Source organism: Sphingobium subterraneum, assembly GCF_014199435.1.
GTDB classification, from domain to species: domain Bacteria; phylum Pseudomonadota; class Alphaproteobacteria; order Sphingomonadales; family Sphingomonadaceae; genus Sphingobium; species Sphingobium subterraneum.
This window is the reverse complement of record NZ_JACIJP010000001.1, coordinates 1,270,621-1,285,117: the sequence shown is the minus strand read 5'-3', so window position 1 is coordinate 1,285,117 and position 14,497 is coordinate 1,270,621. Positions and strand designations below refer to the sequence as shown.

Below are 14,497 nucleotides of genomic sequence, written 5' to 3'. Positions count from 1 at the left end.
CCCCATATAGCGGCGGCTGGCACTCTCGGTCCGAGAGTGCTAACGCACAATTATTGGGGGAGAGATCGTCCGGGGAGCCAAGGTCTCAATGAGGCCGGTTGCTGCCTGTGGCATGGATTTCTTCCGTTTGAAAGGGAAAGGCACACATTATGGGATTCCGTCCTTTGCATGACCGCGTCCTCGTTCGCCGCGTGGAAGCGGAAGAGAAGACAGCCGGTGGCATCATCATCCCCGACACCGCCAAGGAAAAGCCGCAAGAAGGCGAAGTCGTTTCCGTTGGTACGGGCGCGAAGGCTGAAGACGGCAAGGTCACGCCGCTCGACGTCAAGGCGGGCGACCGCATTCTGTTCGGCAAGTGGTCGGGCACCGAAGTCAAGGTCGATGGCGAAGACCTGCTCATCATGAAGGAAAGCGATATCCTCGGTATCGTTGGCTAATCAGCGACTGCGGATTTCCTTCCACACTCAAACATTTTCAGAAAGCAGAGGTTATACCCATGGCTGCAAAAGACGTAAAATTCTCCCGCGACGCGCGTGAGCGCATTCTGCGCGGGGTCGACATCCTCGCCGACGCGGTGAAGGTGACGCTCGGTCCCAAGGGCCGCAACGTCGTTATCGACAAGAGCTTCGGCGCTCCCCGCATCACCAAGGACGGCGTCACCGTCGCCAAGGAAATCGAACTGAAGGACAAGTTCGAGAACATGGGTGCGCAGATGATCCGCGAAGTCGCCAGCAAGGCGAACGACGCGGCCGGTGACGGCACCACCACGGCTACCGTTCTCGCTCAGGCAATCGTGCGCGAAGGCATGAAGTCGGTTGCCGCTGGCATGAACCCGATGGACCTGAAGCGCGGCATCGATCTCGCGGTCACCAAGGTTGTCGAAGACCTGAAGCGCCGTTCGACCCCGGTTGCGGGCACCAGCGAAATCGCGCAGGTCGGCATCATCTCCGCCAATGGCGACAAGGAAGTCGGCGAGAAGATCGCCGAAGCCATGGAGAAGGTCGGCAAGGAAGGCGTGATCACCGTCGAGGAAGCCAAGGGTCTCGATTTCGAGCTCGATGTCGTCGAAGGCATGCAGTTCGATCGTGGCTACCTGTCGCCCTACTTCATCACCAACCCGGAAAAGATGCAGGTCGAACTCGCTGACCCCTACATCCTGATCCACGAGAAGAAGCTGTCGAACCTCCAGTCGATCCTGCCGATCCTCGAAGCGGTCGTGCAGTCGGGTCGTCCGCTGCTCATCATCGCGGAAGACATCGAGGGCGAAGCGCTCGCAACACTGGTCGTCAACAAGCTGCGTGGCGGCCTGAAGGTTGCTGCGGTCAAGGCTCCCGGCTTCGGCGATCGTCGCAAGGCGATGCTGGAAGACATCGCGATCCTGACCAAGGGCGAGATGATTTCCGAAGACCTCGGCATCAAGCTTGAGAACGTCACCATCGGCATGCTCGGCACCGCCAAGCGCGTCACGATCGACAAGGACAACACCACCATCGTTGATGGCGCTGGTGATGGCGATGCGATCAAGGGCCGCGTGGAAGCGATCCGTGCGCAGATCGAGAACACCACGTCCGACTACGACAAGGAAAAGCTGCAGGAACGTCTGGCCAAGCTGGCTGGCGGCGTTGCGGTCATCAAGGTTGGTGGTTCGACCGAAGTGGAAGTCAAGGAGCGCAAGGACCGCGTCGACGACGCTCTCCACGCGACCCGAGCGGCTGTCGAAGAAGGCATCGTCCCCGGTGGCGGTACGGCGCTGCTTTACGCGACCAAGGCCCTCGAAGGCATGAAGGGTGCGAACGACGACCAGACCCGTGGCATCGACATCATCCGCAAGGCGATCGCAACGCCGCTGCGTCAGATCGCGGCGAACGCCGGTTTTGACGGTGCGGTCGTTTCGGGCAACCTTCTGCGCGAAAATGATGAAGAGCAGGGCTTCAACGCATCGACCGATGTGTATGAGAACCTGAAGGCCGCTGGCGTGATCGACCCGACCAAGGTCGTTCGTACCGCGCTGCAGGATGCTGCTTCGGTGGCCGGTCTGCTGATCACCACGGAAGCTGCCATCTCGGAAGCGCCCGAGGACAAGTCTGCCGGTGCCATGGGCGGCATGCCCGGCGGCATGGGTGGCATGGGCGGTATGGGCGGCATGGACTTCTAAGTCCCCGACCTATCGACAACGTTACGAGCCGGGAGCGATATTCGCTCCCGGCTTTTTCGTGTTTGGGATTGGGTTTGTGCGATAAATCCGCTAACCGCGAGCCAAGAATCTCACAGGCAAGAAGGCAGCTGCGCGATATGGACCAGACGGTTGACGTAGGAAGTGACCTGAAACGCGCGTTGCGGGGGCTGGCTGCCTCCGTCGTCATTGTCGCCACGGCGGATGAGAGCGGCAAGCGTTATGCGATGGCTGCTACCGCCGTCACTCCGGTGAGCATGGACCCGCCGTCGATGCTGATGTGCGTCAACCGCAATGCCTCATCGCACCCCGTCCTGTTCACCGGCACCGACTTCAGTCTGAACGTCCTGGCTGCGGACCAGATGGACGTGGCGAAGCTGTGCGGGGGCGCAGCGAAAGGTGACGAACGTTTTGCCGCCGGGGGCTGGACGCTGGCGGACAATGGCATTCCCTATCTTGCCGACGCGCAAGCGGTGATCCACTGCACGCAGCGTGAGCGTTTTTCCTACGGCTCCCACGACATCTTCATCGGTGACGTGCATCGGGTGATCCTGGCGCGCGACATCGATCCAATGCTGTACGTCGATGGGCAGTTTCGGCGAATCGGAGCCATCCTCTGATTCGCAATCGGCGAGTTGCAATCGTTTTAATGATAAACGCTTCATTTTGGATGGAAATTGCCGATTAACTCATAATTGACCATGTAAACCTACACTCCACCGCTGCCAAAGTGGGGAATTTACATGTCGATCAAACAACAGGTGCGCACCGGGGCCATAGGGCTCACGGGCGTAGTCATCATAGCTGTGGCCGTCGCCACGCTGGCCGTTTCCGAAATCCGCTATGGTGGTCCTATTCATCGTCAGAACCTTCAAAAGGATGTCTTGGTCGCGGACATCCTGCCGCCGCCGCTCTACGTCGTTGAGCCCTTTCTCAGCGTGACGCTATCGGTCGAAAATCCTGCAACGATCAGCGAGAATCTGGCTGCGCTTGCGAAGGAACAGCAGGACTATCAGGCCCGGAGGCAGTTCTGGCTCGATGCCGATGTCCCGGCCGAGCTGCGCCCGGCGTTGCAGGATAGCCTGCGGACCGCTGACGCGTTCTGGGATCATGTGGACAAGGACTTCATTCCCGCACTCCAGCGCGGCGATATGGTTGCCGCGCAGAATACCCATGATTCGCAGCTCACGCCGCTATATCAGCAGCAGAGGAAGCAGATTTCCCACCTCGTGGCGTTAACAGATGCTTACGGGGAGACGCTGTCCGCTCGCAGCAACACGATCATCGTGTCGGCGCTGCTGGTCCTTGGCGTGGTTGCTGCAGGGCTGATTGCGGCGCTCCTTTATGCCGCCGGGCAGTTGCGCCGACGGGTCGTCGATCCCCTAGTGGCGACAGCCGACGAAATGCGCACCATGGCAGCGGGAAATTATGATGTCACCGTCGAGGGTCTGAGCCGCGACGACGAGATCGGCACCATGGCGCAGGCGATGGAGATTTTCCGCAAGGCCGGTATCGAGAACCGCGAGGCGGCGCGTAAGCAGGAGCGCGTTGTAAAGGATCTGGGCGTCGCGCTGACCGAGTTGTCGGAAGGCAATTTGACGCACCGCATTCAACATCCGTTCGCGACGGAATATGAGGTTCTGCGCACCCGCTTCAATCATACGATGGATCGACTGGACGAAATCCTGTCACGCGTTGCGGGGACATCGTCCAATGTGCGCAACGGGTCGGTGGAGATCCGCTCCGCCACCGACGACCTGTCGCAGCGTACCGAGCAACAGGCCGCCAGTCTGGAAGAAACCGCCGCCGCCATGAACCAGGTGACGTCTGTGGTGAAGACCACGGCCGAGAGCGCCGCGGAAATGAGCGGCTCGATTGCCGAGGCCCATCGGGAAGCGAACGAAAGCGGCCAGGTGGTTCAGCACGCCGTGGAGGCGATGGGTGCGATCGAGAAATCGGCGCAGGAGATTTCGCAGATCATCAATGTGATCGATGGCATTGCGTTCCAGACCAATCTGCTCGCCCTCAATGCAGGCGTCGAGGCTGCGCGGGCGGGCGACGCAGGCAAGGGCTTTGCCGTTGTCGCCAACGAAGTGCGTGCCCTTGCCCAGCGGTCGGCGGAAGCGGCCAAGGATATCAAGGCACTGATCCTCACCAGCACCGAGCAGGTCAAGCACGGGGTTGGTCTTGTCGGCGAAACGGGCGCGATCCTGTCCCGCATCGTCGAACGGGTTGCATCGATCAGCGTTCTGGTGACCGACATGTCGGCCTCCACCGAAGAACAGGCCGCCAGCCTGCAGCAGGTCAACGGCGCCGTATCCGCCATGGACCGCATGACCCAGCAGAACGCGGCCATGGTCGAGGAATGCACCGCAGCTGCGCGCAGCCTTTCGCAGGAAGCGGATGATCTTTCCCAGCTGGTCGCGCGGTTCCGGCTCAGCGCCGATCCGCCGATGCAATGGGAAAAGGCCGCCTAATGGCACGGGGGCGGACCGACGGTTTGCTCCCCTTTTCACTCTGCATGACGTCATCTGCGCTCGTGCATCACACACCCCGCCCCCTCAACCTCCAGTTAACCAATTTACGTTACCCCCGGAGAAGTGAGGGATTCTGAAGAGTGGGCCCTAACCTGCATGGGGAACGCAGGAGTAGGCCCAGGCTGAATAAGGAACGTCGCAATGTTAGAATGGTTCGCAAAAAAGGCACCGATAAAGGCCAAGTTCAAGGCTCTGACCTTCGTCTATATTTCTTGCGGCCTGGCCGGGCTTGCTGCCACACTCCTCGCCAGCCAGGGCTTTGCCGTTGTCGGTCTCGTCATAGCAGGGGCGGCGTTTGCGATCGCCGCCGCTACTGCGTTCATCAGCGCACCCCTCGTCACCGATCCCTATGTAACGACCGTCGTGCGACTGGAAGCGCTCGCCGCCGGTGATGTGACCAGCCCGATCGCCTTTACCGATCATGAAGACTGTGTCGGTCGTATGACCCGGGCGATGGACGTTTTTCGCGCCAACGCTGAATCGCTGAATCACAACCGCGAAGACGCCGATGCGGTGGTGCAGATGGTGAGCGCCGGTCTGACCAAACTGGTCGAGGGTGATCTCGGCTATCGCATCGACCGGGCATTTCCGGCTGAATATGAAAAGCTTCGTCTCGATTTCAACCGCACGATGGACGGCCTTGCGAGCGCCATGGGCGCTGTCACCGTAGCCGCCAACGGCATTCATACAGGCTCCACGGAAATCCGGTCGGCGACAAATGATCTCTCGCAGCGCACGGAACAGCAGGCCGCAAGCCTCGAAGAAACCGCAGCGGCCATGAACCAGGTCACCGCGATGGTGCAGGAAACCGCACGGAGCGCGGCGCAGGTCAACACCTCGATCGGCGAAGCCAAGCGCGAAGCGACCGAGGGCGGCCAGGTTGTAGAGAAGGCCGTGAACGCCATGGGCGCCATCGAGAAATCGGCGCAGGAAATCACGCAGATCATCAACGTGATCGACGGCATCGCGTTCCAGACCAACCTGCTCGCCCTGAACGCGGGTGTCGAAGCCGCACGGGCGGGCGACGCTGGCAAGGGCTTTGCGGTCGTCGCCAACGAAGTGCGTGCGCTGGCCCAGCGTTCGGCCGAAGCCGCGAAGGACATCAAGGCGCTCATCATGACCAGCGCCGAGCAGGTGCAGGACGGTGTGAGCCTGGTCGGGGAAACCGGATCGATGCTCAGCCGCATCGTTTCGCGCGTCGCCGATATCAGCCATCTCATCACCAGCATATCGGAATCGACGGAAATTCAAGCGACCAGCCTCCAGCAGGTCAACGGGGCCGTCGGCGACATGGACAAGATGACGCAGCAGAACGCCGCCATGGTTGAGGAGAGCACGGCCGCTGCGCGCAGCCTGGCGACCGAAGCCGACGAGTTGGCTGAATTGGTGTCGCGCTTCCGCCTTCCGGCGGGATCGACAAAGACCAAGGCCGGTCGCCAGTCCGCCAAGCCGACCGTGCGGGCCGCCGCTCCCTCGGCAGCGCCTCATACGACGCCGCGAGCGCAAGGCAATCTGGCTCTCAAGGACGATCCAGACGACTGGGCCGAATTTTAAGCGCGCTGCGGGAGAAGCACTGACATGGACATGATTATCCTTCCACCCGTCATCGACCGGACAACCGCAAGTGCGCTGCTGTCCCAGCTCGATCAGGCCATTAGCGGAAAAAACGATGTTGTGGTGGAAGGGCGTGACGTCACACGTATCGGTCAGGCGGGCTTGCAGTTGCTGCTGAGTGCGCAACTGACCGCCGCCAGCCGGGGCGTGGCCATGACTGTCCATGCGTCCCACGCCATGCAGGCCGCCGCCGACCTTACAGGTCTGACGCAAACATTCAGCTGGGTAGGCGACAGCCATGACCAATGATGAAATCCAGAACATTTTTTTCCTCGAATGCGAGGAAGCGCTGGGCAATGCCGAAGAAGGGCTGATGGCGTGCCGGTCCGGCACCGCCGATAACGACACCGTCAACAGCATTTTTCGCGCGGTTCATTCCATCAAGGGAGGGGCCGGGGCGTTCAGCTTCACGGCGCTGCAGGCCTTCACGCACAAGTTTGAGACGGTCTTGTCCTATGTGCGTGACGGCGAACTGCCGCTCAGCGAAGGCCTGAACACCCTGATGCTGCGAGCCTTTGACGTGCTGGCCGATCATGTCGGCGCGGTGCGTGGTCTGGGCAATGCGCCGGACGACGCGGCGATCAGCGCGGAACTGGAAACCGTAGCCGACGCTGCGGCGAGTGGCGGGCCTGTGGAATTCGCCGATGCAAAGGCGGACGAAGTTCCTCCAGCCGATGTATCCGAACCGGTGGATGACCTGGGCCTGGATTTCGACATCGATGGTCTGCTGGGGGATCTGGAGATCCCGGAAGAAGCGGAAGCTCCGGCTGCAGTGGAGCTCGACACCACGCCCGTCGAAGCCGCCAATACCGGCTGGCTGGTAACGGTCACGCCCTGCGATGGCGCGCTCGCCAATGGCAGCGAACCGCTGCTGATGTTGCGCGAATTGCATGAGTTGGGCGGACGCTGCATCAGCGTCGATGCCCGAAAACTCCCGCAGATCGATGCGCTCGACGCCGAAAAAGCCTATTTGAGCTGGCAGTATGTGCTGCCCGCTGAAGTCGAGAAATCCGCCATCGAGGACGTCTTCGATTTCGTCGGACCCGATATCACGCTTACCATCGACCCGCTGACCAGCGAGGCCAATTGTCGCCTCCTCGACGTGGAATTGCCGGATTATCCGGTTGTGGAGGCTGCGCCTGTGGCGGAGCCGGTTACGGAAGAGTTTACCCCAGCGGCGTCTCCCGCGGCTGTCGTGACCGCCATTGCCAAGCCTGCCGCTGCCCCGGTCGTTCCCGAGGCGGCATCCGCCTTCAACGCCGCTCCTCCGCCCCGCGCCGTAGTGCCGGGGCAGACGGTGCGCGTCGACCTCGCCAAGCTCGACAAGCTGATCGACACGGTGGGCGAACTGGTCATCGCACAGGCCATGATGGCACAGCGCCTCGCCAATCACGGACTCACCGCGATCGACGAGATGGGCATGCTCGATCTGCTGACCCGCGACATTCAGGAAAGCACGATGTCGATCCGCGCGCAGCCGATCGGATCGGTGTTCTCGCGCGTTCCGCGGATTGTGCGCGAGCTGGAAGCCGACACAGGCAAGCGCGTCATCCTGACGATGAGCGGCGAGTCGACCGAGCTCGACAAGACCGTGGTGGAGCGCCTTGGCGAACCGTTGACGCATCTTATCCGCAACGCGGTCGACCATGGCATTGAAAAGCCCGAGGTACGCGTCGCCAACGGCAAACCTGCCGAGGGCAAGTTGCACCTCTCGGCCGAACAGCGCAGCGGACGCATCATTATCTCCATCTCGGACGACGGAGCGGGCATCAACCGCGAGGTCGTGCTGAAAAAGGCGATCGAGCGTGGTCTTGTCGCACCTGGCGCGCAACTGTCCAACGAGGATATCGACAACCTCATCTTCGCGGCGGGCTTCTCCACGGCGGAAAAGGTCTCGAACATTTCCGGGCGGGGCGTCGGCATGGACGTCGTTCGCCAGAACGTGAAGGATCTGGGCGGTCGCATCTCGATCGAATCGCGGCCGGGCGAAGGGTGCACCTTCACTCTCGCGCTGCCGCTGACGCTCGCGATCGCCGACGGCATGATCGTGACGGTGGGCGACCAGACGGTTGTCATTCCGCTTACATATGTGCTGGAAAGCCTGCGCCCCGCGGAGGCCGAAGTGCAGTTCATCGGCAACAATCTGATGGTGCTCAACAACCGTGGCAAGTTCCTGCCCATCGTGCGGCTTGACCATGCGGTCGGCGCGCTGGGCGCGGCGGAGAGCGCACAGGATGCCGTGCTGATCGTCGTCGAAACCGAAAGTCACGGTCAGGCTGTGCTGATGGTCGACAGTATCGTTGATCAGCGCCAGTTCGTGATCAAGAGCCTCGAAGCCCATTACCAGCCGGTCGTCGGTGTTGCTGGCGCGACCATCCTGGGCGATGGCATGGTGGCTCTGATCCTCGATGTCGACGCGCTCGTCGCGAGCGACTTCGACCAGACAGCCGCCGCGAGGGTCGCTGCGTGATGCAGGCCGTCGCCGAAAAGTTTGAACCTTTTCCCGGTATCAGCGCGCAGGTGTATTCTCGTGCGGATTTCGAGGCCGTGCGTTCCATCGTCTATGATGTGGCGGGTATCGTGCTGCCGCCGGGCAAGGCCACTCTGGTCTATTCGCGGCTCGCTCCGCTGGTCCGCAACAGCGGGAAGCAGACATTCGCGAACTATATCGACACCATCAAGGCGGACGAGGGCGAGCGCCGCAAGGCGATCAACGCGCTCACAACGAACCACACCTTCTTCTATCGCGAGCGGCACCATTTCGACCATCTGGCGAACGAGGTGCGGCCCGCGCTTCTGGCCAAAGCGAAGGCCGGGCATCCCGTGCGTATCTGGTCGGCGGGCTGTTCGACGGGTGAGGAACTTTACTCGCTGGCGCTGACGTTGCTCGGCCCGGACAAAGGGGAGGCGGCGCCGTTCCTGCGGGGCGATGTCATCATTCTGGCGACGGATCTGGCGGATCATGCGGTGGCAGGCGCCACAGCGGCCAAATATGAAATGGACGCCCTGAAGGACGTTCCGGCAGAGCTGGTTCGCCCATGGGTCAAACAGGTCGGCACCGAAGCGCACATCGCGCCGGAAGTGTGTGGCATGATCCGCGTCAAGCGGCTGAATTTTCTGGGCCCCTGGCCGATGCAGCGGCCCTTCGACATCATCTTCTGCCGCAACGTGATGATCTACTTCGATCAGCCGACCAAAGACACGCTCGTCACGCGCTTTATCGACCAGCTGATACCCGGCGGGCATCTCTATATCGGGCACAGCGAGCGCGTGTGCGGCCCTAAACAAGACAAGATGTCGCTCGTAGGCGGCACGATTTACCGGAAGGACGAAGCATGACCACCCGTGTCCTGATTGTGGATGACTCCGCTACGATGCGCGCGTTGCTCAGCCGATTGCTGGGCAGTGAGCCGGACATCGAGGTAATCGGAACGGCGGCGGACGCGATGGAAGCGCGCGGTATGATCCGTGAGCTCAATCCGGATGTGGTGACGCTCGACATCGAGATGCCGGGGATGAACGGACTGGAATTCCTCGACAAGATCATGCGCCTGCGGCCCATGCCGGTGGTGATCGTTTCCGGCGTTACCAAGCGCAATTGCGAAACGACGATCCGCGCGCTCGAACTGGGTGCGGTAGACTGCTACGCCAAGCCGGATGGCTCGGTGAACGCGCTGTTGGAAAATGACGGCGGCGATCTGGCGCGCATGGTCAGGTCGGCCGGGCGCATCGGGCGCTGGCGGGCGCCGGAAGCGCTTCAGCAGCAGGACCGTGTGCAGCGTCAGACCATTGCCGTTTCCACCGTGAATGGTGTTGGAACCCGCTTGATCGCCATCGGTGCATCGACCGGTGGGGTGGAAGCGCTTCATCACCTGCTTCCCGCCTTTCCCGAAAATTGCCCGCCAACATTGATCGTGCAGCACATCAGCGCAGCCTTCGCCCCGGCAATGGCCGATCGGCTCAACCAGCGATGCGCAGCGACGGTGCAGCTCGCCGAGCCGGGCATTCCGCTTCAGGAAGGCCACATCTACATCGCGGGTGGAAATGAAAGACACATGGTCGTGTCCGGTACGGAAAAGCTGGTCACGCGCGCGGTTCCGGGCGATTTGGTGTCAGGGCATCGGCCGAGCATCGACGCGTTGTTCGAGTCCGTCGCCAAGGCGCTTGGCCCGGCGGCGGTGGGCATATTGCTCACCGGCATGGGGCAGGACGGCGCGCGCGGGCTGCTGGCCATGCGCAAGGCCGGCGGACGCACCATCGCACAGGATGAGGCAACCAGTACGGTTTACGGTATGCCGCGCGCGGCCGCGGACATCGGCGCCGCCGAGAAGATCCTGCCGCTGCCCCGTATCGCCGAGCGTGCTCTCGCGGGAGCGCGTGCGTGAAGTACCAGCCCGTTCCCTCAGAAATCGGTCCCGAACGCATCACGGTCATGCAGGGGCAAGCGCATGTCGGTTCCGGCCGGTCGGAAATCCTGACCACGGTGCTGGGCAGCTGCATCGCCTGTTGCCTGTACGATCCCGTCGCGCAGGTCGGTGGCATGAACCATTTCCTGCTTGCCGAACCTCAGGGCGGACGTGGGACAGTGTCTGACGAAACCTATGGTCTGTACCTGATGGAAGTCCTCATCAACGAAATGATGAAAAAGGGTGCCAGCAAGTCACGGATGAAGGCGCATATCTACGGGGGCGCCAACATGCATGCGGGCATGACGCGCATTGGTGATGCGAATGCGGCCTTTGCTTCTAAGTTTCTTAACGATGAATCGATAGCACTCGTCCATCGTGATGTGGGCGGCGAGTCCGCGCGGCGTGTCGACTTTGATCCGGTCATGGGCCGGTCGCGATGTCGAACCGTCGAGCGGGTGGCGGCGCCGACGCAAACGCCGACACTCAGGCCGCAGAAGGTGCGCGGCGATGTCGAACTGTTTTAAGGGGTGAAGGAAGTTATTATGTCTCAGAATATTAATGTCCTCACCGTCGACGACAGCGCGAGTATGCGCGCGTTGCTGAAGGCGGCGTTGACCTCGCGGGGATATGAGGTCGTGCAGGCCGTGGATGGCGTCGACGCGCTGGAGTGGCTGGACCGCAATCCCGGCGTCGATGTGATCGTCACCGACATCAACATGCCACGCATGGACGGGTTCGGCCTGATCGAAGCGCTGCGGGGACAGTCGCGCTTTCGCGATTGCCCCATTCTTGTGCTCTCGACCGAAAGCTCGGACGAGAAGAAAGCCCGCGCTCGCTCGGCGGGAGCAACCGGCTGGATCGTGAAGCCGTTCGATGCCGACAAACTGGATTCTGCGCTCCGGCGCGTAACGCACTGATCTTGTGGTCTAGGGGGACTGGAGAACACTCATGGCACGTCAACTCATCACTTTTCATCTCGGCACCCAGAGCTTTGGGTTGGACATCATGGCGATCCGCGAAATCCGCGCATGGTCGCCCACCACGCGTCTTCCCCATGTTCCACACTATGTCGCGGGCGTGGTCAATCTGCGCGGCACAGTGCTGCCGGTCATCGATCTGGGTGCGCGCCTGGGTTGGGAACCGACATCGCCGACTGACCGTCACGTCATTATCGTGGCGCAGATCGAGGGACAATTGCGGGGCCTGATCGTCGATTCGGTCAGTGACATCGTGACGGCGCAGGATGAGGATATCCAGCCGCCGCCGAGCACGGGCAATGACTCCGTTGTTCCTTATCTGGAGGGCTTGGTCGCACTCGAAGACCGGATGGTGATGGTGCTGGATCTGCCTGGATTGACGGCGGGTACGGAGCTGGCCGAGGCGGCGTGATCTCTTTTCGCACTCGCAACCAAATCTCAAAGATTAGCACATATAAAAAGAGATCGTAGAAGGACTTAATCATGGCAGCAATCAAGGTTCTGGTGGTCGACGATTCGATCACAATGCGGGCGCTGTTTACGAGCGCGCTGGAACGTTCTTCTGACCTGACGGTCATCGGTGCTGCTGCCAACGCCAGCGAAGCCCGCGAGATGATCGCGAGTATGCGCCCGGACGTGGTGACTCTGGACATCGAAATGCCGGGAATGAACGGGATTGATTTCCTTGAGGAAATCATGACGACCAAGCCGATGCCGGTGGTGATGCTGTCGACGCTGACGCAGAAAGGTGCGGAAGTGACGCTGCGCGCGCTGGAGCTGGGCGCGGTGGACTGCTTCCCCAAACCCACGAAGGCGACGCCGGACGAGTTCGAGAAAATTTCCGGCAAACTGTGCAAGCTGGTGGCGACGGCGGCCAAGAGCAAGGTCAAGAAATACGATCCGGCGGCAGCCGCTGCGAAGGCGGCCGAAGCAGCCGCTGCTGCTGCAGCGCCTGCACAAGCGAACGCGCCTGCCTATAAATGGAACGGCTCGATCGTAGCGATTTCGGCTTCGACCGGCGGCGGCGTGGCGGTTACCGAGCTGCTGTCCGCATGGCCGGCGAACTGCCCGCCCACGATCGTATTGCAACAGCTCGAAGACGGCCTCGCCGTTCCTTTCGCATCACGCCTCAACGCGGCCATTGCGCCGGAGGTAAAGATGGCGGCCGATGGCATGGCCCTGGAACAGGGTTGCGTTTATGTGCTTTCACACCCCGACAAGCATGGTCTGATCGACCGCTGGCCGGGTGGTTCGATCCGCCTGCTCGCGCGCGATCCCGTAAATGGTGCGCGTCCGTCTGCCGACCTTCTGCTCACGACGGTGGCAAAGGCGGGTCGCGACAAGGCCGTTGGTGTCATCCTTTCGGGCATGGGCACGGACGGTGTGGCCGGCATGATGGCGATCCGGCAGGCGGGCGGCCTTACTCTGTGCCAGGACCGGGACAGCGCCATGGTTTTCGAAACGTCCGAGGCGGCACTCGCCAAGGGAGCAGTGGAGGCGGAGTTGGGCATCAGTGCGCTGGCGCAGGCAATCCTCAACCGTTGCGAGGTGAAGACTCTTGCGGCCTGAGCGTGTGCCTTTTGAGGCCTCCGGGGCGATCGTCGTGCCGATCGACCTGCGGACGAAAATCGCTGCCGAGCTAGACCAGATGCGTGAGCATCTGGAAGAGCTGGGCGTGTCGCTGTGCATGGATGAGGACGTCATGATGCGCTGCCTCGACCAGTTGCAGCAGCTTGACGAGATGGGGCAGCGCAGCACCTGGCTGGCCGAGCTGGTGCGCTCCGACGATCCGGAAAGCCGCATCGACGACATTACGCTCCAGGCGCTGGCCGATCGGCTCCGCGCCTGAGCGATACGGCTCCGGCACGAAGCCGCGTGTTTAATAATAGGGTGGGCGGTGAAGTCCTGCGGGGCTTTCCGTAAAGATCTCGCAGCCGGTTTCGGTGATGCCGATGCTGTGTTCGAACTGCGCCGAAAGCGAGCGGTCGCGCGTCACCGCCGTCCAGCCATCCTCCATCATCCGCACACCGGGCTTGCCGATATTGATCATCGGTTCGATGGTGAAGAACATGCCGGGCCGTAATTCTGGACCGGTTCCGGGGATGCCGAGGTGAACGACTTCCGGCGCATCGTGAAAGACTTGGCCGAGGCCGTGACCGCAGAAGTCCCGTACCACGCCATAGCGATGCTTTTCGGCATATTTCTGGATCGCGTGGCCGATATCCCCCAGGTGGTTGCCGGGTTTCGCCTGTTCGATGCCGAGCATGAGGCATTCATATGTCACATCCACCAGGCGCCGCGCCTTGATGGGTACGTCGCCCACGAGATACATGCGGCTGCTGTCGCCATGCCAGCCGTCCACCAGCGGGGTGACATCGATATTGACGATATCCCCTTCCTTCAGTTCGCGGTCTCCGGGTATGCCGTGGCAGATGACGTTGTTGATCGACGTGCAGCAGCTGTGCGTGTAGCCGCGATATCCAAGCGTCGCAGGCGCACCGCCGCCCTCTATCGTCATGCGACGGACAATGTCGTCGATTTCCTCGGTGGTGACACCGGGAACGACATGCGCGGCCAACGCGTCGAGAATTTCGGCAGCGAGGCGTCCGGCACGGCGCATTCCGGCGAATCCGGACTCGTCGTAGAGCTTGATCGCGGTGGATCGGGTCGGTGGCGTATCGGCCGTCATGGTCATATATTCGGTCATGCACTCAATATAGGGGCGTTTTTCCGATCTGGCGAGAGGGGCCTTGGAGCGGATGGACCGACGCCACGCCGTGGCTGGTC

15 protein-coding genes are annotated in these 14,497 nt (G+C 61.7%); 14 read left to right on the top strand and 1 reads right to left on the bottom strand.

All coding sequences use genetic code 11. The features are described 5' to 3' along the window. The first annotated feature begins 149 nt into the window (after positions 1 to 149). The 14 genes from groES (at position 150) to FHS92_RS06140 (ending at position 13,559) form a co-directional block, all read left to right on the top strand. On the top strand, positions 150 to 437 hold the full coding sequence (gene groES / locus FHS92_RS06205) for a co-chaperone GroES (RefSeq protein WP_184078447.1): 288 nt from the start codon (positions 150 to 152) through the stop codon (positions 435 to 437). Positions 438 to 496: 59 nt separating this feature from the next. Next, positions 497 to 2,155, top strand: coding sequence for a chaperonin GroEL (groL, locus tag FHS92_RS06200; RefSeq protein ID WP_184078445.1), 1,659 nt, complete (start codon positions 497 to 499; stop codon positions 2,153 to 2,155). Positions 2,156 to 2,292: 137 nt separating this feature from the next. Further along, the gene (locus FHS92_RS06195; RefSeq protein WP_184078443.1) at positions 2,293 to 2,793 is read left to right on the top strand and encodes a flavin reductase family protein; all 501 of its coding nucleotides are present in this window, start codon (positions 2,293 to 2,295) and stop codon (positions 2,791 to 2,793) included. 123 nt (positions 2,794 to 2,916) lie between these two features. After that, positions 2,917 to 4,650, top strand: coding sequence for a methyl-accepting chemotaxis protein (locus FHS92_RS18270; protein WP_246351777.1), 1,734 nt, complete (start codon positions 2,917 to 2,919; stop codon positions 4,648 to 4,650). A 201-nt stretch (positions 4,651 to 4,851) separates the two neighbouring features. After that, complete coding sequence (locus FHS92_RS06185) at positions 4,852 to 6,264, top strand: methyl-accepting chemotaxis protein (RefSeq protein ID WP_184078441.1); 1,413 nt, start codon at positions 4,852 to 4,854, stop codon at positions 6,262 to 6,264. 24 nt (positions 6,265 to 6,288) lie between these two features. Next, the gene (locus FHS92_RS06180) at positions 6,289 to 6,573 is read left to right on the top strand and encodes an STAS domain-containing protein (RefSeq protein ID WP_184078439.1); all 285 of its coding nucleotides are present in this window, start codon (positions 6,289 to 6,291) and stop codon (positions 6,571 to 6,573) included. After that, the gene (locus FHS92_RS06175; RefSeq protein WP_184078437.1) at positions 6,563 to 8,794 is read left to right on the top strand and encodes a chemotaxis protein CheA; all 2,232 of its coding nucleotides are present in this window, start codon (positions 6,563 to 6,565) and stop codon (positions 8,792 to 8,794) included. The genes FHS92_RS06180 and FHS92_RS06175 overlap by 11 nt, the downstream gene beginning before the upstream one ends. Further along, entirely contained in the window at positions 8,794 to 9,663 is an 870-nt protein-coding gene (locus tag FHS92_RS06170; RefSeq protein WP_184078884.1) for a CheR family methyltransferase, read from the top strand. Before FHS92_RS06175 ends, FHS92_RS06170 begins: the two co-directional genes overlap by 1 nt. Next, a complete protein-coding gene (locus FHS92_RS06165) occupies positions 9,660 to 10,709 on the top strand; it encodes a protein-glutamate methylesterase/protein-glutamine glutaminase (RefSeq protein ID WP_184078435.1) in 1,050 nt (349 codons plus the stop codon). Before FHS92_RS06170 ends, FHS92_RS06165 begins: the two co-directional genes overlap by 4 nt. Positions 10,710 to 10,756: 47 nt before the next feature. Further along, complete coding sequence (locus FHS92_RS06160) at positions 10,757 to 11,257, top strand: chemotaxis protein CheD (protein WP_184078882.1); 501 nt, start codon at positions 10,757 to 10,759, stop codon at positions 11,255 to 11,257. 18 nt (positions 11,258 to 11,275) lie between these two features. Then, on the top strand, positions 11,276 to 11,650 hold the full coding sequence (locus tag FHS92_RS06155; protein ID WP_184078433.1) for a response regulator: 375 nt from the start codon (positions 11,276 to 11,278) through the stop codon (positions 11,648 to 11,650). A 31-nt stretch (positions 11,651 to 11,681) separates the two neighbouring features. Beyond that, complete coding sequence (locus tag FHS92_RS06150; protein WP_184078431.1) at positions 11,682 to 12,122, top strand: chemotaxis protein CheW; 441 nt, start codon at positions 11,682 to 11,684, stop codon at positions 12,120 to 12,122. 71 nt (positions 12,123 to 12,193) lie between these two features. Further along, the gene (gene cheB, locus FHS92_RS06145; protein WP_184078429.1) at positions 12,194 to 13,279 is read left to right on the top strand and encodes a chemotaxis-specific protein-glutamate methyltransferase CheB; all 1,086 of its coding nucleotides are present in this window, start codon (positions 12,194 to 12,196) and stop codon (positions 13,277 to 13,279) included. A 4-nt stretch (positions 13,280 to 13,283) separates the two neighbouring features. Then, positions 13,284 to 13,559: a hypothetical protein gene (locus tag FHS92_RS06140; protein WP_184078427.1), complete on the top strand. Its 276-nt coding sequence runs from the start codon at positions 13,284 to 13,286 to the stop codon at positions 13,557 to 13,559. A gap of 30 nt (positions 13,560 to 13,589) precedes the next feature. On the opposite strand, the gene map is transcribed toward FHS92_RS06140, so the two are convergent. Next, the gene (gene map, locus FHS92_RS06135) at positions 13,590 to 14,417 is read right to left on the bottom strand and encodes a type I methionyl aminopeptidase (RefSeq protein WP_184078425.1); all 828 of its coding nucleotides are present in this window, start codon (positions 14,415 to 14,417) and stop codon (positions 13,590 to 13,592) included. Positions 14,418 to 14,497 lie beyond the last annotated feature (80 nt).